At 38.5% G+C, this 25,350-nt stretch carries 21 protein-coding genes; 11 read left to right on the forward strand and 10 right to left on the reverse strand.

What is annotated here, in order from left to right; genetic code table 11:
- The first annotated feature begins 30 nt into the window (after positions 1-30).
- From B2906_RS14875 to B2906_RS14920, 10 genes are all read left to right on the forward strand, one after another.
- Positions 31-3,477 carry a S8 family serine peptidase gene (locus B2906_RS14875; protein WP_219956667.1) on the forward strand — a complete coding sequence of 1,149 codons (3,447 nt, stop codon included), beginning with the start codon at positions 31-33 and terminating at the stop codon, positions 3,475-3,477.
- The gene (locus B2906_RS14880) at positions 3,474-4,178 is read left to right on the forward strand and encodes a hypothetical protein (protein ID WP_219956666.1); all 705 of its coding nucleotides are present in this window, start codon (positions 3,474-3,476) and stop codon (positions 4,176-4,178) included. Before B2906_RS14875 ends, B2906_RS14880 begins: the two co-directional genes overlap by 4 nt.
- Positions 4,179-4,906: 728 nt before the next feature.
- On the forward strand, positions 4,907-7,969 hold the full coding sequence (locus B2906_RS14885) for a SusC/RagA family TonB-linked outer membrane protein (protein WP_286940748.1): 3,063 nt from the start codon (positions 4,907-4,909) through the stop codon (positions 7,967-7,969).
- Positions 7,970-7,980: 11 nt separating this feature from the next.
- Positions 7,981-9,495 (forward strand): RagB/SusD family nutrient uptake outer membrane protein, encoded by a 1,515-nt coding sequence (locus B2906_RS14890; protein ID WP_286940752.1) that lies wholly within the window; start codon positions 7,981-7,983, stop codon positions 9,493-9,495.
- A 10-nt stretch (positions 9,496-9,505) separates the two neighbouring features.
- Positions 9,506-9,964 carry a Calx-beta domain-containing protein gene (locus tag B2906_RS14895; RefSeq protein WP_286940754.1) on the forward strand — a complete coding sequence of 153 codons (459 nt, stop codon included), beginning with the start codon at positions 9,506-9,508 and terminating at the stop codon, positions 9,962-9,964.
- Between the two features lie 71 nt (positions 9,965-10,035).
- Positions 10,036-10,695, forward strand: coding sequence for a hypothetical protein (locus B2906_RS14900; RefSeq protein ID WP_286940755.1), 660 nt, complete (start codon positions 10,036-10,038; stop codon positions 10,693-10,695).
- A 79-nt stretch (positions 10,696-10,774) separates the two neighbouring features.
- Complete coding sequence (locus B2906_RS14905) at positions 10,775-11,191, forward strand: 6-pyruvoyl trahydropterin synthase family protein (protein ID WP_286940760.1); 417 nt, start codon at positions 10,775-10,777, stop codon at positions 11,189-11,191.
- Positions 11,192-11,413: 222 nt separating this feature from the next.
- Positions 11,414-11,545, forward strand: a complete 132-nt coding sequence (locus B2906_RS14910) for a GxxExxY protein (protein ID WP_286940768.1) — start codon at positions 11,414-11,416, stop codon at positions 11,543-11,545.
- An 18-nt stretch (positions 11,546-11,563) separates the two neighbouring features.
- The gene (gene lpxB / locus B2906_RS14915; RefSeq protein WP_286940770.1) at positions 11,564-12,688 is read left to right on the forward strand and encodes a lipid-A-disaccharide synthase; all 1,125 of its coding nucleotides are present in this window, start codon (positions 11,564-11,566) and stop codon (positions 12,686-12,688) included.
- A 104-nt stretch (positions 12,689-12,792) separates the two neighbouring features.
- Positions 12,793-14,040: a serine hydrolase domain-containing protein gene (locus B2906_RS14920; RefSeq protein ID WP_286940772.1), complete on the forward strand. Its 1,248-nt coding sequence runs from the start codon at positions 12,793-12,795 to the stop codon at positions 14,038-14,040.
- 65 nt (positions 14,041-14,105) lie between these two features.
- Here the strand turns inward: B2906_RS14920 and B2906_RS14925 are convergent, their stop codons facing one another.
- From B2906_RS14925 to B2906_RS14940, 4 genes are all read right to left on the reverse strand, one after another.
- Positions 14,106-15,509, reverse strand: coding sequence for an MFS transporter (locus B2906_RS14925; protein WP_219956661.1), 1,404 nt, complete (start codon positions 15,507-15,509; stop codon positions 14,106-14,108).
- 140 nt (positions 15,510-15,649) lie between these two features.
- Positions 15,650-17,179: a SulP family inorganic anion transporter gene (locus B2906_RS14930; protein ID WP_219956660.1), complete on the reverse strand. Its 1,530-nt coding sequence runs from the start codon at positions 17,177-17,179 to the stop codon at positions 15,650-15,652.
- Between the two features lie 127 nt (positions 17,180-17,306).
- Positions 17,307-18,275, reverse strand: a complete 969-nt coding sequence (locus tag B2906_RS14935; protein ID WP_219956659.1) for an FAD-dependent oxidoreductase — start codon at positions 18,273-18,275, stop codon at positions 17,307-17,309.
- A 25-nt stretch (positions 18,276-18,300) separates the two neighbouring features.
- On the reverse strand, positions 18,301-18,660 hold the full coding sequence (locus tag B2906_RS14940) for a DUF2200 domain-containing protein (protein ID WP_219956658.1): 360 nt from the start codon (positions 18,658-18,660) through the stop codon (positions 18,301-18,303).
- Positions 18,661-18,780: 120 nt separating this feature from the next.
- Here B2906_RS14940 and B2906_RS14945 point away from each other — a divergent pair, with 120 nt between their 5' ends.
- Positions 18,781-19,605 carry a hypothetical protein gene (locus B2906_RS14945; RefSeq protein ID WP_219956657.1) on the forward strand — a complete coding sequence of 275 codons (825 nt, stop codon included), beginning with the start codon at positions 18,781-18,783 and terminating at the stop codon, positions 19,603-19,605.
- A gap of 128 nt (positions 19,606-19,733) precedes the next feature.
- Here the strand turns inward: B2906_RS14945 and B2906_RS14950 are convergent, their stop codons facing one another.
- From B2906_RS14950 to B2906_RS14975, 6 genes are all read right to left on the reverse strand, one after another.
- Positions 19,734-20,666: a serine hydrolase domain-containing protein gene (locus B2906_RS14950; RefSeq protein WP_219956656.1), complete on the reverse strand. Its 933-nt coding sequence runs from the start codon at positions 20,664-20,666 to the stop codon at positions 19,734-19,736.
- A gap of 83 nt (positions 20,667-20,749) precedes the next feature.
- The gene (locus tag B2906_RS14955) at positions 20,750-21,703 is read right to left on the reverse strand and encodes a tetratricopeptide repeat protein (RefSeq protein WP_219956655.1); all 954 of its coding nucleotides are present in this window, start codon (positions 21,701-21,703) and stop codon (positions 20,750-20,752) included.
- Between the two features lie 30 nt (positions 21,704-21,733).
- Complete coding sequence (locus B2906_RS14960; RefSeq protein ID WP_219956654.1) at positions 21,734-22,696, reverse strand: 2-hydroxyacid dehydrogenase; 963 nt, start codon at positions 22,694-22,696, stop codon at positions 21,734-21,736.
- Positions 22,693-23,184, reverse strand: coding sequence for a VOC family protein (locus tag B2906_RS14965; protein WP_219956653.1), 492 nt, complete (start codon positions 23,182-23,184; stop codon positions 22,693-22,695). Before B2906_RS14965 ends, B2906_RS14960 begins: the two co-directional genes overlap by 4 nt.
- Before the next feature lie 5 nt (positions 23,185-23,189).
- On the reverse strand, positions 23,190-24,353 hold the full coding sequence (locus B2906_RS14970) for a mandelate racemase/muconate lactonizing enzyme family protein (protein ID WP_219956652.1): 1,164 nt from the start codon (positions 24,351-24,353) through the stop codon (positions 23,190-23,192).
- Positions 24,350-25,237 (reverse strand): sugar phosphate isomerase/epimerase family protein, encoded by an 888-nt coding sequence (locus tag B2906_RS14975; protein WP_219956651.1) that lies wholly within the window; start codon positions 25,235-25,237, stop codon positions 24,350-24,352. The genes B2906_RS14970 and B2906_RS14975 overlap by 4 nt, the downstream gene beginning before the upstream one ends.
- Positions 25,238-25,350 lie beyond the last annotated feature (113 nt).

Consider the following 25,350-nt stretch of genomic DNA (forward strand, 5'->3'; position numbering starts at 1 on the left):
TAACAGTTTGTTGTTATAATGAGGCGCGATATGAGATTATTAGTAATAATTGCTTTTGTAATAATGGGGGGAACACTCCATGCACAAGAGACCGAGGACAAAAAAGGACTTTTAAGACAAGCAAGGATTGAAGTTAAATCCGATCTTCAAAAGCATTTGGATAAACTTAGTTTTTCAGGAAGTTTGTCCAATAAGAAATATGATTTTTTGAATTCCGAGGGCAAAATAAACCTAGAGGGTGGATTTCAGTCTAAGGTACAATACTTAGATGAATCAGGATTTCCTGTGTTTTATGCCCCGATGAACTTAAACGCAGCCAAGACAACAGGTGCAAATACACTTCAGCCTGGTGGGAGTTTGGGGCTAAATTTAACTGGGAAGGGATTAACTGTCGGGATTTTTGATCAAACCCGTCCAAAACCAGATCATGTTGAGTTTGGGAATAGACTTACTCAAATAGATGGATCTTCGGAGCAATTAAGCACACATGCTACACACGTTACTGGTACAGTGTTAGGTTCAGGTGTAAATGCTCAAGCAAAAGGCATGGCCTATGAAGCTACCGGATGGTCTTTTAACTGGGAATCTGATATTTCTAAAATGAATGCCAATGCTTATGATGCAGACACCAAGCCCAATGGCATGCTGATTTCTAACCATTCTTATGGAATTGTTCTAGGGTGGAGGTTTAGTAATGGTACTTGGACTTGGTTTGGTAACCCTAGTGTTGATCCCAAAAGAGATTGGAGATTTGGATTTTACTCTACCAAAAGCCAGGCTATAGATGAATTATTATTTACCAAACCTTACTACAGTGTGGTTTGGTCAGCGGGTAATGATAGAGATGACGTAGGGGACGGAACTAGGGATCCAGATGGACCTGACGATACAATTGGTCCGGAAGGTGTTGCAAAAAATAATTTTACCATAGGTGCTGTCGAGCAGGTTTTGAATTATACTGTTCCTGAAGATGTCAAAATGAGTAATTTTTCTTCTTGGGGTCCTGTTGACGATGGCCGAATCAAGCCGGACTTTGTAGCGATGGGCGTTAATGTATTTAGCGCTTCGATTAATTCAGGAGGACAAGATGGCTATGCCAGTCAAAGTGGGACTTCTATGGCGGCTCCTAATGCAACCGGCTCCATGTTTTTATTGCAGCAATTATACTCTAATAGAAATTCTGGTCGATTCATGCTTTCTTCTGCGCTGAAGGCTTTGACCATACACACTACCAAAGAAGCAGGCCCTGCTCCGGGACCAGATTATATGTACGGCTGGGGCTTGTTGGATGTGAATGCTGCTGCCAAAATAATTTTAAATGAAGACGGAAGTTCTTCTTTTATCAGAGAAGATATTTTGGGGAATAAAGAGGTTCAGGAATTTGAATTTGTTTCTGACGGTGTAACTCCTATTCGTGCGACTATTGCATGGACAGATCCCGCAGGTACACCACCAGGTACAGCTAATAATCCAACAAATCTGATGTTGGTCAATGATTTGGATTTGAGAATCTTCGATGAAGATGGAAAAGAATTTTTTCCATGGACATTAGATCCATCCCAAAGAGCAGGTGCAAGAGGGGATAGAACGAAAGATAATTTTCGGGACAATGTGGAGCAGGTGTATATTGAATCCCCACAAGCAAAGAAATATAGAGTGAGAATTTCTCATAAGGGAGATTTGAAATTCAATGTTCAGCAATATTCTCTAGTATTCACTGCTGGAGTAATTGATGGCTCTGATGAAACATTATACTGGATCGGTGGCACCTCAGGTGACTGGAACAACGGAGCAAATTGGTCCACTTCAGTAGATGGCCCAGCAGCAGGAAGGGCTCCAAAGGCATCTACCCGAGTAGTCTTTGAGGGTTCCAATTCGGGAAATACTACTGTCTCTTTGGATTCCAATGTAGATATCTTCAGTCTTAATTTCTTTGGAAATCAGATTGTAACTCTAGACTTAAAAGGAAATCAAATTGATGCTTCTGGAGGCCTGCGAATCAGTAATCAGATTACGACCATCAAAAATGGAGAAATTAACTTCTCTGCTGTCAACTCCAACTCTAAACTAGTTGAATTGAGTCAAGCTTCCTTTGAAAATGTTAAAATCAACTTCTTGGAAGGTAATTGGAAAGTGTTGTCCGGAGAGCTATTGGATGATATTATTATCGATAATGCAAAAGTGGAATTTGATTATAGTCAGGTTCGCGTGAATTCATTTGCAATCCTAGGTACAGGGGAGTTGAAAGGAAGCTTTGATACCTTTACTTTCAAAAAGGATTTCATTGTGGAAAGCTCCGGTACTATCAAGTCTGGTGTCAATACGGTTTTCTCTGGAACCGATGGGATCTTCAATAATTTAGCAACTCAAGCTGTCAAATCTTTATTTGCAAGTTCTGGTAAATTGACCATTTCTAGTGGTGGGATAGAGGAACTAGGTGCTTCCAGTGCAGAAATAATTTTGAACAAAGATCAGCTGTCAGTTGGAAGGCTAAATATTGGACCTGCATCAGTAATCAATTTAGGTGGAAGTTCCGAGCTAGTAATTACCGACACTATTTCTTCTACCGCAACCCTGACGCAAAAAGCAAAAATTCAAGCAACGGGTAAAGGAAAGGTTATTCACGATATTTATAGAAAATATTGTTTTGAGCACATTTCTGTTACTAATGTGGATATATCAGGTGATGCAATTATTAATTTGGGGATAGGAGCAGAGGTAAACAATTCTTCTGGATGGCTTCAGCAAAATTGTGGTGAGGTTCTATTTGCAAATTTCAAATCCACTTTTCCTTGTGTTGGAGCTGCTGTCAACTTTGAAAATCTAAGTGAAGGGAATATTTCCACTTTTTTATGGGATTTTGGTGGTTTGGGAGTGTCTAATTTGCAAAATCCGTTTTTTGTATTTGATAATGCAGGTGAATATTTGGTAAAACTTACCGTTTCAAATGCAGAAGGCTCTACAACCTTTGAAAGAAGTATTCAAATAGGCGAAAATACGCTTCAAAAGCCTGCTATTGTAGTAAATGGAATTACGCTTACCTCTCAAACGCCTGGCAGCTCGTATCAGTGGTATTTGAATGGAGAAAAAATACCAGGTGCAACAAGCAGGTCTTTGGAAGCTTCAGGAGATGGATCTTATCAAGTAGCGATTTTTGGAGAGGCATGTAATAGAGTATCTGATCCGGTAGTTATTTCAGCTATTCCTGACCAAGAGGTTGAATTAAGCAGGTTTGGTATTTTCGTAGGGCCAATTCCTTCCCAGGATCAACTGACAGTTACATTTACGAATAGCTATACAGGGCCTATTACGCTGTCAATTTTGGATATGGCTGGGAGGGTTTATAGAAGTGTTGAAATAGGAAAAAATACAGAGTCTGTGGAAGTCAACATGAATCTTCCTGCCAGTAATGGACTTTACATATTAAGAATAAAAACCAACAATTTAACTTTATACAAAAAAGTAATCAAACAATGAAGAAGTTTTTCGTAGTAGTTGCACTACTCATTTCAAACCTGTCATATGGGCAGATAAGCAATGTGGATCTGAATGGCTCACCGGCTCGTCTTTCCACTTATTCAGAAATAGATGGTTCTCCTTATTTATTTGAAGACTGGGCAAGAGCAGATATTTCACTATCCAATGCAGGATTGAAGGAAAATGTAGCTTATAAGTTCAATATTTATGAAAATGAGTTAGAGGTGATCAATGAGGCTGGAAATAAAATCTATTTGAACAAAGCCTATATTGAATATGCTATGTTGGAACGTCCGTCTATTATCATTGCGAATGGAAGTAATGAAGGGATGCTTACCAAGCTACTGTTTAAAAAAGGGTATGGAATGATTAGCGGAGTTAAGGATACTGATTTAGTCAATGTGATTGCAGAAGGAAAGAAGTATACCTTGGTCAGAAAGTTTCAGACAGATTTAGTAACACCGCCGAAGAATAGCTATTCTCCAACTCCAGGAAGAATGTTTGTGTTTGAGCAGAGTTTCTACCTGATTGATTCAAATAATGAGGTGAACTCGGTTAGAAACAGGACTAATAATATTGTGAAGTCTCTGGCTGATGATGATCAGGCTGAGGCAAAGCAAATCATCAAGGATAATAAGCTTGACTTAAGCAGGGAAGATCATATGGTGATCTTTTTTCAGAAGCTGAACCAAGAGGCCTAAAGCGAATTTAAAATGAGTTTAAACCCGGACGTAAGTCTGGGTTTTTTTTTGATTTTTTCTTTCAATAAATCAACAAAACCCAATGTTTCATTGAATCCAAATACTGTCAAAATTAATTGTAATAAATAAGTATTAGGTGGGTTATTTTAATTTCATATCTTTTAGATACCGCAGTGATTTTTCTAAATTTTATTCAATATTGGCTTTAAAAAAGTTAAGTTTTTTTTTGAAATAATTTTTCAAAATAAAATTTCGATAAATTCAAGAACTCTTTATTTTAATGAAATTAAGTTATTTAGAGTTTATTTTTTTACTTTTTAAAAGTTTATTTTCAATATAAAATATTTATATTATTTATATATAAGGCTTAAATATTATTGTTATATATTCTACGTAAGTTTTATTTATTGCATTTTTTTTTAAAAAAAATTGAATTTTTTTTATTTCCATTATGCAATTTGTTTTATTTAATTAAATTAATAAAAGTCCTAATAAAATATTTTTTGAAAAAATTAAAATTTTGTTAAAATATTTTAAAGCCAATAAAATTCTTTTTGAGATTATTTTTAGACATAATAACAATATAAAATATTGTAAAAATTTATTTTTATGTAATTTAATATAACTTTTTAATTAAATATATTATTAGCCTTTTGTAATGAACCTCTTTGTTAATTGAATATTTCGAAATATCATTGGAATTAAATTAAACCAAATTCTAACTTAATATGAGGAAAGTTTTACTTCTAGGACTCATGCTATTTTTGAGTAGTGCTATTGCATTCGCTCAAAGTCGTGTGATCACAGGTACAGTTACTTCTGCCGAGGACGGTATGGGTGTACCAGGAGCAACTATTCTCGTGAAAGGTACTCAGATAGGTGTTGCCACTGATATTGATGGCAAATACTCGATCAACGTTCCTTCCGGGAATAATGTGCTAGTTTATAGTTTCGTGGGTCTGTTGACTCAGGAGGTTTCGATTGGTAACAAGAGTATTATCGATGTTACTTTACAATCTGATGTAACTGCCTTGGGAGAGGTGATTGTTACAGGTTATGGTACTCAGCTAAAAAGAGAAGTAACTGGAGCGGTTTCATCTGTAAAAGGTGAGGCAATCCAGAACTTACCTATGCAGTCATTTGATAGAGCATTGCAAGGTAGGGCAGCTGGAGTTCAAGTAAGATCTTCTAACGGTCTTCCAGGCGGTGCAGTAAATATCCGTATTCGTGGTGTTGGTTCAATCAATGCAGGTAATGAGCCATTATTCATCGTGGATGGTGTTCAGTTGAATAACCAGTCAAATGCCTCTTTTACTCAATCTAACCCTCTAGCCTTCTTGAATCCAAATGACATTGAGTCAATGGAAATTTTAAAAGATGCGGCTTCAGCGGCTATTTATGGGTCACAGGCAGCAAACGGCGTAGTAATCATCACCACTAAAAGAGGTAAGCAGGGTAAAGCAAAATTTGAATTCAATGCTTTCTCTGGTGAAACTCAGCCGATGAAGTACTTAGATGTATTAGGTGGGGCAGAATGGTATCAAATGAGAAGGGATGCACATGTTAATTCTGGAGTAGCAAACCCAGAAGCGACAGCATTACTTAATATGGGTGCAAGACCATCAAATTGGCAGCAACTAACTGCTGCAGAGCTTAATGATATAGGTTTAGGTTTGCCTACCTATGATTGGCAAAGAGCAGTTATGGGAACAGGAAGATTACAGAACTACGAGATGTCGGTATCAGGGGGTGATGAAAAGACAACTTTCTTCTTATCAGGATCTTACAATTATCAGGAGTCTTCCTTCAAACCTGTTGACTTTGAGCGTGGAACTGTAAAGGTTGCCCTATCCCACCAGGCTAACAGTAAGTTAAACATTGAAACCAACATTAACTTATCTACATTCCAACAAAATGTTCCATTTGCAGTAGCTGGATCTTTTCTCGGAAGCCCTGCTTTCTCGGCATCTGCTATTTTGCCACATAACCCGATATATAACGAGGATGGAACCTTCAACACAAGTATTGGTGGTGTTCTAGGTCAGAATGTGGTCTTAGTAAATGAATATAACTCAGGTCTTCAAAGGACCAATACAGTAGTAGGTAATATTGTTGGTACCTACAAAATCCTAAATAATTTATCATTCAGGTCTCTATATGGTCTGGATTATAGATTACTACAAGGTGAAAGATACACTGATCCAAGAACCCCTGATGGGGCTGGTGTAAGAGGTAGAGCTTCTGCCCAACAAGATTGGAGAACAAGATTCATTACGACTCAAACCTTGAATTGGAATAAATCCTACAATGGAGTTCACAATCTTTCTGCTTTACTAGGGTTTGAATTTCTCTCTGAGACAAGAGAGGCTTTATCAGGTACTGGAATTGGATTCCCGACCTTCCAATTTAGAACAATCCAAACTGCTGCCACTCCGGAATCAATTACTGGTTTCTGGACTGGTTATAAGAGAATTGGTATGTTTGGATCAGTTAACTATGACTATAAGAAAAAATATCTTGCTACCCTAACAGCTAGATATGATGGGTCTTCTAGATTCGGAGCCAATAATCAATTTGGTCTTTTTCCATCAATCCGAGTAGGCTGGAGTATTGTTGAGGAAGAGTTTCTTAAGGAGTCGACAGCTGTTTCTGAATTAAAGTTAAGAGCTTCCTACGGTTTGACGGGTAATGACCAAATTGGAAACTTTGCAGCAAGAGGTCTTTATGGTGGAGCAGGAAATTACTCAGGAAATGCAGGTATCCGTCCATCGTCTCTGGCCAATCTTAATCTAGGATGGGAAACTAACGAAACCCTTAATTTAGGTGTTGATTACGGTTTCTTAAGTAACAGAATAACTGGTTCCATTGACGTATTCGATAGAAGAACAAACGACTTGTTGTTAGATCAACCTATCCTTTGGACTAATGGATTTGATAATATTGCTAACAACGTAGGTGAGTTGCAGAATAAGGGTATTGAATTTGAACTAACGACAGTGAATGTTGATACAAGAGGGTTCAGATGGAATACTACATTCAACTTTACAAAAATTAAAAACCAAGTTTTAAGTCTATACGATGGGTTAGAGTTTTTACCGGCAAATCCAGGTATTGCAGTGGGTCAGCCTATTGGTAACCCTGCTTTTGCAGGCGATGTAGCTCCAGGATCTTGGTTTGTGGCCGAATACGCAGGTGTTAACCCAGCTACCGGTAGACCAATGTGGTATGATATCAATAGAAATATCACATACCTTCCAATCGCAGCTGACCGTATTTATTACGGTTCCAACTTGGCTACTACTTATGGAGGTTTGAATAACTCTTTCTCATATAAAGGATTTGAGCTCACCGCTTTCTTTACCTATGAGTATGGTGCAATTGTTTCTGATGGACAGTACAACTTCTTGAGAGAAAATGGTACCAGACTTACCTTAAATGCATTGAGAGAAGTGAATGATAGATCTTGGACAACTCCTGGCCAAATTACAGATATCCCAAGAAATCTTACTACAAACGCAGGCAATGAACCAAGAGGTGCTGGAAGAAACTCTGGATCAGCAAACCTTTTAAAAGCTGATTTTATCCGCCTTTCTCAAGTAACTGTAGGATATACCTTTAATACAGCTTTAGTAAATAGAATTGGACTTTCAAGAGCAAGAGTGTATGCTCAAGGGTTGAATTTATGGACATATACTGATTATCCTGGTTATGACCCTGAATTTACTGGAGCTGGAACGGGTCAGATTCCTTTGACAAAGAATTATACTGTTGGTGTTCAAATCGGATTCTAATACCTAAATAGATGAAAAAAATATTTAATATTAACAAACTTGTACTTTCGTTTTCCCTAACAGCCGTGTTTTTGTTTGGGTCATGTGAAAGTGCACTTGAAGTGGAGCCTAGGCAATCTATCGATGCTAATGGTGCACTCAGTTCACCTGATGCTGTTGATGCAGCAATTAATTCGGTGTACGCGAGATTACGTTCTGTAAGGAATTACGGAAGAGATTTATTTGCCTTAGCTGATGCTTTGGCTGATGTAGGGCAAACTACTAGTAACTCAGGACGTTTGATCGGCGAAAATAATAATCAGCCAAATGCACATTTTCAAGCTGGTTTTTGGCAGAACTCCTACTTTGCAATCAATGAAGCAAATCTAATCATTGATGGCTTAGCAGGTGTGCAAGGAGCAAGTCAAGCTCAAAGGGATAGATGGGAAGGAGAAGCTAAATTTCTTCGGGCATTATATTATTTTGACCTGGTAAAAGTTTATTCTTATATCCCTACAGCTGTCTATCAGCCGGGAGTAATTGATCAGGGTGGTATTCCTTTGGTAACTCAAGGTGCAATTACATCAGACGCAGCATTTAACAGACAGCCTGCTAGAGCCTCAATTGATGCCGTTTATGATCAGATTTATTCAGACTTAGAGGACGCTAAAAGGTTGTTGACTTCCAGAGGAGTTCAGTACGCCTCTTCAGCAGCAGCATCAGCACTTCTTTCTAGAGTTGCTTTGTATAAAGGTGATTGGACTAAGGCAGTAGCAGAATCAACTCTTGCTTTGAATAGTAATGTTGGGTCTGTTTTGTCAGGAAACGCGTACGTAAGTGGCTGGAGATCTCCTGTTAATCCAGAGTCAATGTTTGAAGTAAGATTTGCTTTGGCGGAAGAATCAATTGGGGTAAATGAGTCATTGCAGTCGTCTTATACAGCACTTCTGAATTTAACGAATAAAAACTCTCAAGGAGGCTGGGGTGACTTTATTCCTAATGCTACTGTAAGAGGATTTTTCGGTTTGACTCAATTACAAATTGGAACTCCTGCAACAGATAATAATAATTGGGATGTTACTAGAAATTCCGATATACGCGCACAACTCTACACTACAGGCAACACTGTAAGGGGAGCAGGTCGTCAAATTGAATGTACCAAGTTTCTCTCCAAAAGTGGTTTTGCTTATGCTGATAACGTTCCTGTTATTAGAAAGTCAGAAATGCATTTAAATAGAGCAGAAGCAAATTACAGACTTGGAAATATTACTGAGGCCTTAGCGGAATTAAATACATTTAAAGGTTTGAGAGGGCTTTCAGCAGTTACTCTATCAGGGAACGCAATTTTGGAAGAAATCCTATTGGAAAGATTCAAAGAATTTGCTTTTGAAGGTCAAAGATTTTTCGATTTGAAACGAAATGGACGTGCTATTGTAAAAACCACTCCTAATGTTAACGTTCAATTCGACGATTTCAGAATTTTACCTCCAATTCCTCAAAGGGAAGTAGATGGGAACCCAAATCTTAACCAAAATAGAGGCTACTAAAATTGAAATTATGAAAAAGATACTATCATTATTATCCTTGCTCGTAGTTCTCGGATTCAGCTCTTGTATTGATCAGGAATATCCTCTATGGGATGGTTCTTTGGTAGAATTCCAGGATGCAGTTGTGAGAACTCCTGTGGCGGGTCAATCATATCCACGAATCACTGTGAATAATAAAGTAGGAACAGTTAGTCTTCAAGTTAACCTAGTTGCTCCTCAAAGATCCAGTGACGAAACAATCAATTATTCTGTGGTGCCAGAAGGTACTACTGCCGTTGCTGGAACAGACTACTCAGTATCAGGATCTTTAGTAATCCCAGCCAATTCAAGTACTGGAACCCTCACAGTAAATGTGGTTGATACTGGTTCACTAGGCGGATCCGTAGATTTGCTTTTGAGACTAGATGGAAATGCTTCAGTTTCTCCAAGTGAGAATTACAAGCAGGTTCAAATCAGAATAACTAGATAATCTAGAGAAATAATTATTTAAAAGACCGGGAATATTCCCCGGTCTTTTTTTTCTTAAAATAATCTAAAACTATGAAAATAATCAATTTGCTAATTGTTTGCTTTTTATTTCCTATTGTCACGTTTGCTCAATTATCAGTTTTGAGAGATTCTGGGACTGGTCAGCCTATTATTACAAATCCATACAAGGAAGTGAAGGGTACTCCTTACATAAGTGAATTCAATGAGGGAACGATTGTCTTATTGGGAGGGCAGTTAGTCGAAGGTCTTCAAATTGCCCTAAATGGTTACGAACAGACCTTGGAATACAAGTTGGATGGAAATTTATTTGCTTATTCGCCTGAAAACTTAAAAGGCTTCTTTTATCGTGATAAAGCTGGGAATTTGGTTCAATTCACTTCAGATTTTGAAATACCTTCTATATCAAAACAAAGATTTTTACAGGAGCTGGAAACTGGTAAATATCACCTTTTAAAATATCCATATAAGATTATGGCAGATGATGTTACAGCTGCCTACGGTTCCCAGTCGCTGAAAGTATTTCAAATGGAAGAGGAGTTTCTAATTGGAATAGATGGCAAAGCTTTTATCTTGAAAAAAAATACCAAAAACTTTCAAGAAATATTTGGAGAAGAAGAGGCTAAGGCCTTAAGAATTATCAAGGAGAATAAACTTTCTTTAAAATCAGAGGCAGATATAAGAAAGCTAGTACAACTCATGAATGAGAAATAAACATTGAATTGCCTACTTCAGTCCCTAGATTTTCTATCAGGGACTTTTTTTATACTTTTGTGCTCACATAAGGAGGAGCATGATTTACGTTTGCCGAAAAGAACATTTCAACGCCGCACATAAGCTTTGGAATCCCAAGTGGCCTGATGAGAAAAACTTTGAAGTCTTTGGACCTTGTGCCAATGTGAATTGGCATGGTCACAACTTCGAGTTGATCGTTACTGTGAAGGGATTGCCTGATCCGGAGACAGGCTTTGTGGTGGACCTGAAAGAGTTGAGCACCCTAATCAAAAAGTTGGTAATCGATAAGGTAGACCATAAAAACCTCAATATGGACGTGGACTTCATGGAAGGGAAAATGGCTAGTTGCGAAATTCTGGTAATGGAGTTCTGGAAAATCTTGGAACCTGCTGTTAAAGAAATAACCCCTAATGGAGGCTTGCATAAGCTTACGCTCTATGAAACTCCGAGGAATTTCGTGGAGTATTTCGGATAATCTTTTTCTTACCGCAGAGGACCTAGAGAATCTGAGATTTTTTAATTTCTCTAATTACACCTAATCATACCAGTTACCAAATTACCTTGATTTGCAATATTCTGGATTCTTAGACTATTCTCAGCAAAGGCAATCAAAGATCCTTTATAATGGCAGGCTGGTTTGTACAATACTTTCTTAAATTGAACCTAAGTCCATTTTTTTGGTCTATTTAAATGAAATTTGGAAATATCTGAGAGCAATTCAAAAACCCAAATGATTACTTATTTGAAATTAAGTGGATATAGAATAGGTTTATTGTTAAACTTCTATGTTTTGAAATTAGTCAACGTCTTATTTAGACTGAAATATTGATAATCCTCTGTGTCCTCTGTGGTGAAAAATAAAAAAATTTACATTATTTCCGGTGAGCGTTCGGGGGATTTACATGCCTCAAATTTGATTCAGGCTATGAAAGCCACCGATCCATCTATTCAGTTTAGAGGAATGGGTGGTTATTATTCTAAAGAAGCTGGCCTGGATTTAGCCGTGGATTATTCAGAAGTGGCTTTGATGGGCTTTATTGAGGTGGTTTTGGGTTTTAGAAAAGTAATTAAATACCTCAGTTTAATTAAAAAAGACTTATTCAATTACAAGCCCGATGTTTTAGTTTTGGTGGATTATGGTGGCTTCAACATGAAAATAGCCGAATTTGCAAAAGCCAATCATATCCCTGTTCACTATTATATTCCACCAAAAGTATGGGCTTGGAATCAAAAAAGAGCGCTAAAACTGAAAGCCTTTACTGATAAGGTTTATAGTATACTTCCATTCGAACCTGATTTTTTCAAAAAGTATGACATGGAAGTGAAATATGTGGGTAATCCTTTGTTGGATGAAATCAAAAAATTCAAAGCTCATGATTTTTTCTTTCAAAAAAATGAGCTTAGTTATGCTCCTATTATTGCACTACTACCGGGAAGCAGGACACAGGAAGTACTCGCCATGCTCAATAAGATGATAGCCCTGGTACCAAAGTTTCCCAACGCCCAGTTTGTAATTGCAGGTGTCGATGGTTTGAATCCAAGCCTCTATAAACCTGCTAAAGAAGCTGGAATCAAGCTTGTTTTTAATCAGACGTATAATCTTCTTTCCCATGCCACAGCCGCAGTGGTAAGCTCCGGTACCGCTACCTTGGAAACGGCTCTATTCAGAGTTCCTCAGATTGTAGTATACCGTACATCACCTATTTCTTACCACATTGCCAAAAGGCTTATTCGAATTCCATATATCTCTTTGGTCAATTTAATTGCGGATCAGACTGTAGTGAAAGAATTGATTCAGGATGATTTTTCTATTGAAAATCTGGAGAAGGAACTACTCTTGATTTTAGGAAATCCTATTTACAAGGGTCAAATGCTTCAGGGCTATGATTTGATCCGAGAGAGATTAGGAGATCAGGAGGCTTCCAAAACGGTAGCATCAAGTATTCTTCATGAATTGGAATCCGGTAAATAAGGAGCTATCGGTCAGCGGGAAAATAGAATAATTAAATGCTTCCTGTATTAATACTGGGTAATTATTTGGAAAAGGTTTAATTTATCCGAATAAATATCCCAAAAATGACCAAATTCAAATTCTTCTTCCTGTTCTTTTTTCTAGGACTTACTCAGTCCTTTGCTCAATCTGTTCCTGGAATTATTTCAGATCGAGTATCCAAATTGGATGCTATGCTGGATGAGGCAATAAAAAATCAACAGGTTCCTGGCCTGGTAGCCATGATTCTCAAAGACGGGAAAGTGGTCTATCATGAAGCAAAAGGTTTTGCGGATGTGCCAAGCAATAGGCTGATGAAAAAAGATGATATTTTTAGAATTGCCTCCCAAACAAAAGCTATTACGTCCACTGCGGTTATGATGCTTTGGGAGGAGGGGAAATTTAGATTGGATGATCCGATATCTATGTATATCCCTGAATTCAAAAATCCTCAGGTTCTTTCCAATTTTCGTTATGCTGATACAAGCTATACAACCAAGCCATCATCTAAAGAAATCACCATCCGACATCTTTTGACACATACTTCTGGCTTGGGTTATGGAGTGATAGACGGAGATGAACGCATGCGGATGATTTATTCTAAAGCTGGTATCACTGACTTATTTACCACAAAAAATATCAGTATTGAAGAGAGTGTGAAAAAGTTGGCAAAGCTTCCACTGCATCATGAGCCAGGAAGTAAATATACCTACAGCGAGGGACTGGATGTATTGGGATATTTTATTGAAGTTGTTTCCGGAATGCCGTTTGACCGATTTCTTCAAGAGCGAATTTTTGATCCTTTGGGAATGAAGGATACCCGATTTTACCTCTCTGATATTCAGGCTCCAAGATTGGTAACGGTACATACTTTTAACCAGGGCAAGTGGAACCCTTACCCAGTCACTTTTTATGATCCCGAATATCCCAGAAAAGGAGCTAAACGCTTTTTTTCAGGTGGAGCCGGCTTATCAAGTACGACAGCAGATTATGCTAAATTCCTTCAGATGTACCTCAATGGGGGAGTTTTAAATGGGAAAAGAATTTTGAGCTCTCACACGATTGAAACCATGATGAAAAACCAGGTTGGTGATTTGTGGAATGGAGATAAATTTTATGGGCTTGCATTTGGAGTTGTCACCGAACAAGGAGTTGCAACTGGGGGATTGGGTAGTGAAGGAACCTTCGATTGGGGAGGTTATTTTAATACCCAATACTTTGCAGATCCTCAGGAAAACATCATCGGATTGATCTTCAAACAAACTTCCGGAGCAGGTAATGGAGATCAGACTGGTTGGAAATTTAGGCAAATGGTATTCACCTTAATCGAGTAATTGAATAGCTGAAATTCTGTACTGTCTAAAATTTGAGAAGTTATAGATTGGTCAATTTCTGATGATTATGCTGTTTTCTCTTGCAAACTTTCTCCGTCCTTGTAATGGAGTTTTCTAAATACAAAAGCAGAGAAAATAGTCAATCCTCCTATAACCAAGAAGGTAAATCGGAAAGCATTGTGAATTTCGTGATCTATTAAACCAGCATCCCCTTCAAAAAGCTTCAAAACGATCAAGCCGAATGCTACCCCGAATCCTATTGCAAGTTGCTGATTAACCGACAATAGAGAGTTGCCACTACTGGTGTGATAAGGTCGCAAGTTGGCAATGGCGATGGAATTCATAGAAGTAAACTGGATAGAATTGAAAAATCCCAAAACTGCGATAATTGGAAGGTGCCAATAAATTGAGCTCTGAAGACTTGGAATTGCAAAGGCACAAATCAAAAGGCCAATTAAAAAGGTGTTGAACATCAATGTAGTTCTGTATCCAAGCTTTTGAAGAATTTTCATGACTACTGACTTACCTAACATGGCAGTTAAAGCCATTGGAGCAACAATCCAACCTGAGATCACTGCGGATTTTCCATAGGCTATCTGTATCATCAGAGGCAAAAGCAAAGGGACAGAACTGATTCCTAGTCTTGTCGCCAAGTTTCCAATAATTCCAACTCTAAAGGTTCGAACTTGGAATAAGTCCAATGGGAAAAGTGGAGTTTCTCTTTTTTTAGCATGCCGATAGTAAAAATAGAACAATAAAAAACCGAAGAATAAACCGACCAGAAGGGGAGTGGTCTGAACAGAATTCCCTAATAATTCCAAGGAAACGGAAAGGACAAAAGTGGCAGCTGCAAAAATCAAAAATCCCTTTAAATCAAAATCTGAAGGGCTGGAATAGTAATCCGGTAAATACTTGATGCTAAGGATAATTCCAGCCACTGCAATAGGAAGATTGATCAGGAAAATCCAATGCCAAGAGAGATAATCCACCATGTATCCACCTACCAAAGGACCTAAAATAGGTCCTATCAAAGCAGGAATGATGGCATAATTCATAGCTCTTACTACTGCGTTTTTTGGAAAAGCCTTAATTAAGGTCAGTCTACCCACTGGGGTCATCATGCTGCCTCCCACACCTTGTATCACTCTGGAAATGACTAATTGAGTAAGGCTTTGGGATAAGGAACAAAACAAAGAGCCCAAAGCAAACAAGGCTAATGAAAAAATGAATACTCTTTTGGTTCCAAAGCGATCTGCTACAAATCCACTAATTGGCATCAAAAGAGCCACTGTCAATACATAACTGATAATCGCATTTTGCATATTGAGAGGAGACTCGTTCAGATCCTCTGCAATGGCAGGTAATGATGTATTCAAGATAGTGGAATCCAACATCAGCATAAAAATGGCTGTTGCCAGAATGATTGGAAGTACTTTTTTTATTTGGGAATCAGAAAGAGCTTGCCCCATAAATTGAATGATATTCTATCTTTTTATCATTGATGAAAAATTCACCTTCCCTAATCGAAACAGGTTCATAATTGGATAGGTTCCTCTAAGATAAACCAAAAAAAAAGCGCAAAGGATTGGATTTCTTTGCGCTTCTAATTTTATAACTGATCAACTGCGACCTTGTAAGTGGGGTCTTCCATTACATTGACATCAATAATAGAATCAGCTTTATCAATTAATCGTCTACAGTCCGGGCTTAAATGTCTCAAGTGGACTCTTTTTCCGACTTTCAAATATCGTTCGGTAATTTTGTTGAGCGCTTCAATAGCAGACATATCTACAATTCTACTTTCTTTAAAGTCAATAATGACCTCTTCTGGATCATTGAGTACATCGAATTTATCATTGAAGGCTGAAATTGAACCGAAAAACAGTGGGCCATACATTTCATAGTGTTTTACGCCATTTTCATCAATTCGCTTTCTGGCACGAATTCTTTTAGCATTGTCCCAAGCAAAAAACAGAGCCGCCAAGATCACTCCAATCAATACGGCTAATGCCAAATTATGCAATACCGCAGTTACCAAAGTAACCAAGACCATCAAGAATACATCTGATTTAGGCATTTTGGTGAAGGTTCTCAAGCTTGCCCACTCAAATGTTCCAATAGATACCATGATCATTAGGCCTGTTAATGCTGCCATTGGTACCTGCTCAATTAGGCTGGATCCAAACATGATAAATACCAAAAGCATTATGGAAGCAACGATTCCTGATAGCCTCGCTCTTGCGCCTGATGAAACATTGATCAAACTCTGCCCGATCATAGCACAACCACCCATACCTGAGAAAAATCCGGAGAGAATATTGGCAGTTCCTTGAGCTACAGCTTCTTTATTTCCTCTTCCTCTCGTCTCAGTAATCTCATCTATGATATTCAAAGTCAATAAACTTTCAATCAATCCTACTCCTGCAACAATAGCTGCATAAGGAAAAATCAGCTGAAGGGTTTCCCAAGTGAAGGGAATGGATGGAATATGAAAAGGAGGGAAGCCACCTTTAATAGAGGCAATATCCCCCACTGTCTTCGTGTCAATATCTAAAAATGTTACGATCGCAAAGACTGATAAAATAGCGGTCAGGGATGCAGGAATAGCTTTTGTCAGTTTTGGGAGTCCCCAAATAATCAGCATAGTCAACAATACTAACCCCAATAGAATGTAAAGAGTAGAACCGCTCAACCAATTCCCATCTTCTCCTTTAAACTGATCCAATTGTGACATGAAAATAATGATTGCCAAACCATTGACAAATCCAAAAATCACTGGATGCGGCACCAGTCTCATCAATTTTCCAAGTCTTAGTGTACCCGCAGCGATCTGTAAAATACCGGCTAAAATGACTGTAGCAAATATATACTCCACTCCATGGGAAGCTGCCAAGGTTACCAATACAACTGCAATGGCTCCTGTTGCTCCAGAAATCATCCCTGGTCTACCTCCTAAAATGGAAGTGACCAATCCCATCATAAAAGCAGCATACAACCCGGTCAAGGGAGATAATCCTGCAATCAGGGCAAATGCCACTGCTTCAGGAATTAAAGCCATGGCTACCGTTAGCCCGGAAAGGATTTCAATTTTGTAATCTACTTTTTGAGAAAAGTCGAATAGGTTCAAATACTTCTTCATAAATAGGTTTGATTAGCAGGGTTTTAAAAGAAAATTTTTCTCTATTGCAACTGCCTTGGTTTGAAAGGAAGCGCAAAGGTACAAAAAATGAGTCAAACCAAATATTATTCTGAGAACAAGGTTGTTTCTAATGGGAGGAAACCTTTTTCCTCAACTCCTCTGCCAATTCCAAAGCGCAACCCCAAGCTACGGTAAAGCCAGCACCTCCATGTCCATAATTATGAAAAATTCTAGGATAATGGGGATCAAATTCAAATCGGACGGCACTTCTTTTTGGTCTTAATCCTACCAAAATTTCCAAAACTTTCGGAGGTGTACTGACTCCAAAAGCTTCTAGTCTTTTTAAAATGAGATCAGTATCTTTAGCGTCCTCGTTTTCATTCCAATCATTGTCATAATCAGTTCCACCAATGACAGCATCCTGACTTCTATTGATTATGTAAGAAAGAGCTCCTTTTTTGGTAGGATCAGCGAATGAGGAAACTTCCATTTTTTCAGTTCTAAGAATCTGACCTCTCATGGGATGCAGGTCCTGATCTTTACAGAGGGCTTTTGCACCTAAACCTGTACAGTTTATTACAAAAGATCCCAGTTGATTCATTTCCTCCAAACTATCAAAAGTACGCAGCTCAAACTCTCCTCCTGCATCACAGAATTTTTCAAAAAGATAAGGAAGATATAAAGGAGGTTCGGCAAGTGGTACATCGGCAATGAGTCCTTTTTCCATGCCTTTAGGAAGCTCTCTTTCTGTGGCCTCTCTCACCGTTCCGGGAGGTAAGTGCTTGACCCATTCTTCTTCCTTCAGGTCATTATAAGCATTCAAAAATGGAATCATGCTTACTCCCCTGGCAATGGAGGATTCTTTTAGGTAGCGTGCATAACTTACGCCTGCCCATTGATCAGTTTTGATTTTGGGTTCTATGGAATAGGGAAACCAAACAGCCCCGACTTTATTAGAAAGAGTCTGATCAAATTTTTTGTCAGCAAAGATTTTAACTAGAAATCCAGCTTCCTGCAATGCAATAGCGGAGGTCAAACCGATGATACCGGAACCAATTACCGAAACGCTATTTTTTGCTTGATATGGTGATTTCAATGGAAAAATTGAGCAATTGGTTAAATCAAGCTTGTCTTAGGATCTTCTCCATTTTCTTTCCTTTGGCTAATTCATCCACCAACTTATCCAAATATCTGACCTTTTGAGATAATGGATTTTCTATATTTTCCACTCTGATACCACAAATGACCCCTGTAATTAAATGAGCATTGGGATTTAAATTAGCCTGTTGAAAGAATTCCTGAAAATTGGCTTTTTCATTAATCAAGGTCTGAATTTTCTGATCATCGAATCCAGTCAACCATTGGATTACTTCCAGTAATTCTTCTTCAGTTCTTCCTTTCTTTTTCACTTTTGTGACATTATGTGGATAAACGGAAGAAAATGTCATTTCGGCAATTCTCTGATCTGTAGTTTTGCTCATCACTATCTACAATTAATTCATTCAATCTACCCTTTTTCTATTGTTTTTTGGTCAAAAATTTATTTTTTTAAACTTTAGTTACTTTGTAATAACAAATCGGCTTTTTAAAAATTTTTCATCATGCAAACAGATAGATTAATGGGAATAGTAGTCTCATTTTACCCAGACAAGAATTATGGATTCATTCAAACTCAAACTGAAGACACCTATTTTTTTTATCAATCAGAGCTAAATTATCAGGCAGACTTTGTTGAGGGCTTGATCCTCAAGCGTTACGAAGCGCTGATTGGAGACCTGGTAAGTTTTGTATTAAGGCCAAATTTTAGACCTGATGATCCACCTATTGCCACTGGTTTAGTTAGAATGATCAATTTTGACCGTCTTAAAATGATTGAAATGGCAACGAAGAAAGAATATTTGGTGGGGACTTTAAAAAAATTGGGGGATGAATTTTTTGTCAAGCATCGTGAAACAGGCGCATGGGTAAAAGTAACTGAAAATTCTTTATACAAAGACCCTAAATCCTGGATGGAAGACAGGATTCAATATTGGGTAAAGTTTAAAATCAATCGGCCAAAAGGAGAAGAAAAGGTCGTTGCCTATTTATTAGACATGCCCTTTAGAGGTAAAGTCAAAGATTTAATTTTAAAGATAGAAAACGGACAAAAAATTGAAGGAAAGGTCGTTCACAGGTCGAATGCAGGAATAACTGTCGTGATCAAAGATTTCTACATTAATGGAAATTTATCTATTAAATCAGCCTTGAATGATGAGGAAAAGGAATATTTCAATCAAGTGAAATTAGGCGATTTTATAAGTGCTTATCCAATTGATATTGATCTGGAAAAGGAATTAATAACGCTCGATTTTTTTAGAGCGAAAGCTGAACTCGAAGTAGAAAAAGTTGAAAAAAGGGAAATGGTTTTAGAGTTAAATCAAGGTTAATTAATCACTGCATTTATTTTTTCCCATAGTGCCTGATCAAAGCCTGAAAGGGCAAAGCTAGGCCTTGTAGGATCTGAGGCTCTTCCCATCCTTACAATGACCATTTTTTTGCTTGGAATCACGTAAATTCATTGATCTTCTGCCCCCATGGCGGCAAACATATCAGCTGGAGCATTAGGGATTAGTTGTCCCGGGAAAATATTTTGGCTACCCGGCAACATAGCCTGAGATTTACCATTAAGCCACCATAGATAGCCGTAAGCAGGATTAATCGTCTGTGAAGTTGAAGTGCTTTCTTTGAAATAATCCTCTTTAATTATTTGCTGATCAGCCCATTTCCCTTGATTCAGGGCTAAAAGTCCAAATCGCCCCATACTTCTGGTCGTGCTATGATAAATTGTAAAGACAATTCCGGTATTCCAAAAACCTTCCATTCCAATCTTACTCTCAAGCTTGGAATCAAAATAAGATTCAAAACTCTGGCCGCTTGTAGATGATACTACATCCATCAGTTTTTGAAATACATTGTGATAGGACCATCTTGTTCCTGCGTCAGCCAAATAAGTGAGATTAGATTTGATAATCAGTTCACTTTCATCATTGATTCCCGAAGTCATGGTCAATAGAGATCTGGGGGTAATCAAATTTTCCTTATTTAATGGCATATTAGTCCAGCCTTGTCCAAGATATAGGGAAACTGGTCTATAGATATCAATCAAGCCTTCTATTTGAGCGATTCCAGTGGTAGCTGTAACTAGTGTTTTCCCGGCGCTATTCCATTGCCACATGGTATTTGCGGTATGGCCATCAAAATATTCTTCCAATGCTATTTTTCCATTAACCAGAATGAGAAAGGATTTGGTGTTTTTTGTCCTTAGAAAATCCAGCAGAGACGGCAATTCACTTTGTTTCCAACCTAGTTCTGAATTATTGACTGTTTCCCAGCTTGATCCTTGGATGGGCGGGAAATACATCTCAGAAATAGATGGGCTAGGATCGACTTTTTCACAGGAAAAAATCAGAAAAGAAGTCAAAATCAAAAGTGGAAGTCTAATTTTCATAGTAGAAAATTTAATGATTTGACTCTGCCCAAAGCAAAAGGTTTAATCAATGACATTTGAGCTTTTTTGGACTCCTCTACAGTCTACTTGTCTCCAAAATATTTTATCAAATCACTCTCCGCCGCTATATATCCAAAAGAAGCAAAGGAATTGGTTTGAATGAGCTCTTCCATCATCATTTTGGTGGTTAGGGTATCTCCATTATATAAATACCAATTGGCCACTCCGTAGCGAATAGCATCATTGGAAGGATTTCCGCCAGGTCCTGCTTGAATCAAAGAATCCACAGGCAACCATCCCTTGTAAAGCGCACATAAATCTGCATAACTCTGGTTTTCGATTACTGTTGAATCAGCATGGATCGGAGCTAAAATTGAATCGGCTTTGCTCGGATTGCCCAAACGTTGCTGTATCATGTATAGCCAATGAGTACTGGAAACAATATTATCGTAAAGGTCACCACTTTTCCTGCAAAGTAGGTAGGCTTCATAGGCTTTCTCATAATCATGTTTGAGATAATAGGCCAACCCTAAATGATAATAGATATTTCCGTGTAAAGTACTTACAGGGATATTTTGTGCATTAGGCATACCATCTGGCTCAATTTCATTTTCTGTGCCTTGAATCAGAGTGGCTGCTTTTTCCAAATCTTCAATCGCTTTGTCAAATTCACGAATGCTGATATATCTATGGCCTCTATGTCTGTATAATTTGGGTTCATTGGGAAATTTTTCAATCCCTTTGGAATAAATCTCTATAGCCTGACCATACTGGCCCAAATAGGCTGTTCTTCTTCCATACCAAATCAAAGCTTCAACATCATCCGGGTTTGCTTCATAAGTAGCTTTTGCTTCCTTAAATTGATTTAGCATTTTTTCACTCGGGCTAGCAATAGTATAGGTTTTCCCGAGGGGAGTAGTAAATACGGAGTCAGGTTCTGAAAGTATCCAGTCTGATTCTTCTGATATGTCATTCTTTCTGCAGGATAAAAGGGAAAGGGTTATAGCTAAAAAGAAGAGAAAGCGTAGGTTGATCATGTTTTTTCGATAAAAGATTGAATGCTGCTATCAAGTTAGCTCTAATTGAGCTCGATTGAAAATACAGTTTTTGGTAGGCTCCATTCCTTTCAAAATCGATAAAGTATTATTCACCGTCATCACACACATTTGAGTATAGGTCGATTTGGTCAAACTGCCTACATGTGCTGTGATTAAAGTATTTGGGAGGGAAATTAAAGGTTCATTTTGAGAAGGGGGCTCTTCAGTCAAGACATCTGCTGCGAATCCCCCCAATTTTCCAGACTCCAAAGCATCGTTTAAGGCTTTTTGATCAATGATAGGTCCCCTTGCTGTATTGATAAGCAATGCTCCTTCTTTCATTTTTCCAATTGCTTCTGCATTGATTAGATTGGAAGTTTGAGGAGTTAGTGGCAAGTGTAAACTGAGTACATCCGAATTTTTCAAAACCTCTTCAAATGACAGCATAGGGTAGGGAACATCTTCTTTTTCTGCACTCCAATAACAAACCTGCATTCCCAAAGCGTCAGCTATACGGGCTACTTTTTTCCCAATATTGCCCATGCCCAAAATCCCTAAAGTTTTTCCGTTTAACTCATCTCCGGCATAGGTTCCCCGATCATTCCATCTGCCTTCTTTAACCATTGTAAAAGCGCTGTAAAGCTTTCTTTGCAAATTCAACATCAACGCAATGGTATGCTCTGCAATGGTGTTTGCATTGCTATTGGGGGCATTTACGACTTTGATTTTTCTCCGGGTAGCTTCTTCTACGTCAATGTTATCCAAACCAACACCACAGCGTGCTATGATTTGAAGCTGGGGTAATTGGTCCATCAATTCAGCTCTTACCTGGCCTTTCCCTCTGGTGATGATTGCCGAAACATTCCCATTTCCAATTGCTTCTTGAAGGGATTTTTCATCTAGAGCTAAAACCGTTTCAAATTCCTTTGTATCCAAAAGGATTTTCATAGCCTCTTCTGCTACGGTTTCCAAAAGCAAAATCACTGGCTTCATTTCTTCTTGTGATATAGCGTAGCATCCTTGGACTTGTATCCTCGGAAATCATTTCTTCCTGATACATAAATCCCAGCTTTGAAAAGTTCGTCTTCAAATATGTTAGGATCTATTTTAGTCTCAGGGGATGAGGAGAGTTCAATCAAGTTGCCGGATGGGTCACGAACAAACATCTGAATAGGGCCATCCGGAAGCTGTCTGACATTTCCCCAAGGCTTGATATCGATGATACCCAGTTCTTTCATTCTCCAAAAAATTGTATTGATATCATCTACTTGAAGACAAATATGTCCACGGAAGGAAAAAACATCTTCCCATTCTGTTAAGTGTAATTGTTGATCCTCATTGATCTTAAAGAAAGCTGTAGGATAGTCGAATAGGAAAGCGGGGATAGGTTCTAAGCCCAATTCATGCTCATAAAATTCGCAAGCCTCCTCTAAGTTGCTGACCACTAAGGCTACATGATTGATTTGTATTGCTTTTGCCATGGCTGCTATTGTTTAAATTCTTTCACAAAATCCCAATTTGGAGTCAATCCTAAACCGGGTTTGGTAGGTTTTGATAAATTTCCATCTTGGTCCACAGTGATTTGTTCTTTGACCAAGTCATACATCATGGGATTTCCTCCCAATGAAAACTCAATAACATTGGCTGAAGGAGAAGCAAAGGCTACGGACAGTCCCGCCATAAATGAAAAAGCCGAACCCCAGCAATGCGGTGCCAATTCCAATTGGTAGGTATGTGCGAGCTGTGAAACTCGCATTGCTTCAGTGATTCCGCCTATGATAGCACAATCCGGCTGAATGACATCCAGTGCTTTTTCAGCGATAAGGTCCCGAATATCAAAAGCTGTATATTCACTTTCTCCTGCTGCAATTGGAATGAAAGTAGAAGCCCTCACTTCAGCAGTACCGATTTTATTATCTGGACTGATGGGCTCTTCAAACCAATATAAATTGCAATTTTCCACACCTTTACAGAACTGCTTGGCTTCCGGAACACTGAAAGTGCCATGTGCATCAGCCATCAATTTGATATGATCCGGAAGTGCTTCTCTCGCAGCTTTGACACGCTTGATACTTTCTGCCACGGATTCATCCATGACTCCAACGCGCATTTTTACTCCTGAAAAGCCCTTAGAAGTATAGCTGTTCAACTGCTCGCCTATCTTTTCTGCATTAGCCCAACCGCCACTGGCGTAGGCAGGCATTTTATCTCTGCAACTGCCACCTAAAAGATCTACCACAGGAACACCCAGTATTTTTCCTTTTATATCCCAAAGCGCCGTGTCTATTCCACTCAAAGCAGAAATAGTCAAGCCTCTTCTTCCCAAAATCGGGAATTTTCTACCTCTGGATAGTGCATAATGATCTCTTGTGCCATTATACACAATCTCCCAAACCCGGGTGATCTCACTGGCATCTTTTCCAATTAAGATGGGTTTGAGCTCATTTTCAATGCAACTTACAATGCTCGCACAGGATCCCGAGGATCCAACCGCTGCTTTTGCTTCACCAAATCCCTGAAGTCCCGAATCAGTGGTGACTACCACCAAAGTCATATCAAAATTGGTCAGTAATCCATAATCAGAACGATGCTGCTTTTCTGTTGGGATTGGGCAACGAAGCCAAAATGCCTCAATATTTGTGATGATCATTTTAGATAAGGCTTAAGTTTTTCGGCAGATTTTTGAGTAAGCATGGTGTAAAATTCATCGGTAATTGCAGTGCTGCCATGGTCTTGTAAAAACTTCAATTGCTCTTTACTCAAACCTTCTGGAGCTTCGTCAATGGAATTTGGATAAGGATTGGCAGGAGTTCTATCAAGAGGTGCACAAAACTCCACTGAGATCACCTCATTATATCCAATCTCTGACAAAGTGTTCATGATTTTTTCCCAATTCAGTTTTCCCATACCGGGAGCCATTCGATTGTTATCTGCCACATGAAAGTTCACCAGTCTTTTTCCAACTTTTCGGATGGTCTCAAAAAGATCAATCTCTTCAATATTCATGTGAAAAGTATCCAAGCAAACCCCGCAATTTGGTCCTACAGCCTCAGCCAAAGCTAATGCCTGTTCTCCACGGTTGATAAAGTAAGTTTCAAAACGATTGATAGGCTCTATTCCTATTTTCAGACCATTTGCTTCGGTATAAGCGTAAATCTCTTTAACTCCTTCCACCGCCCATTGCCATTCTTCTTCGGGCCTTGCGTCTGGTACAATTTTTCCCACAGTAGCCGGAACCAGAGAGATTACCTTGCCTCCCAAGTCTTTGACCATTTTGGCCAAATCCAATACATATTGTACGGATTTTTTACGTTGATTGGGATCTTTGGCAAGTAGGTTTCTATCCTCTAACATGAGGGTTACAGAGCCCCAGCACTGAATATTGTATTTTTCCAGTAGGCTTTTGACTTCTTGGGTATCATATTGTTCCGGCGCTCCCTGAATCTCAAGATGAGTATAACCTAAAGCAGAAATACGCTTGAGGGTACTTTCCAGGGATTCTGCTCTCATCCAATTGTGAATGGCTAATTGCATACAAAAATTTCATTGATTAGTAATGCTTTAAGTTAATCGAAATTTTTCAAAAAGTATGCGGAGCCCCGCCTGCTAAGTCAAGCATTTAACAGGCGGTTGGATGAGGTGCTAAG

The sequence above is a fragment of the Algoriphagus sp. UBA3586 genome (genome assembly GCF_002376385.1).
GTDB lineage: Bacteria > Bacteroidota > Bacteroidia > Cytophagales > Cyclobacteriaceae > Algoriphagus > Algoriphagus ornithinivorans.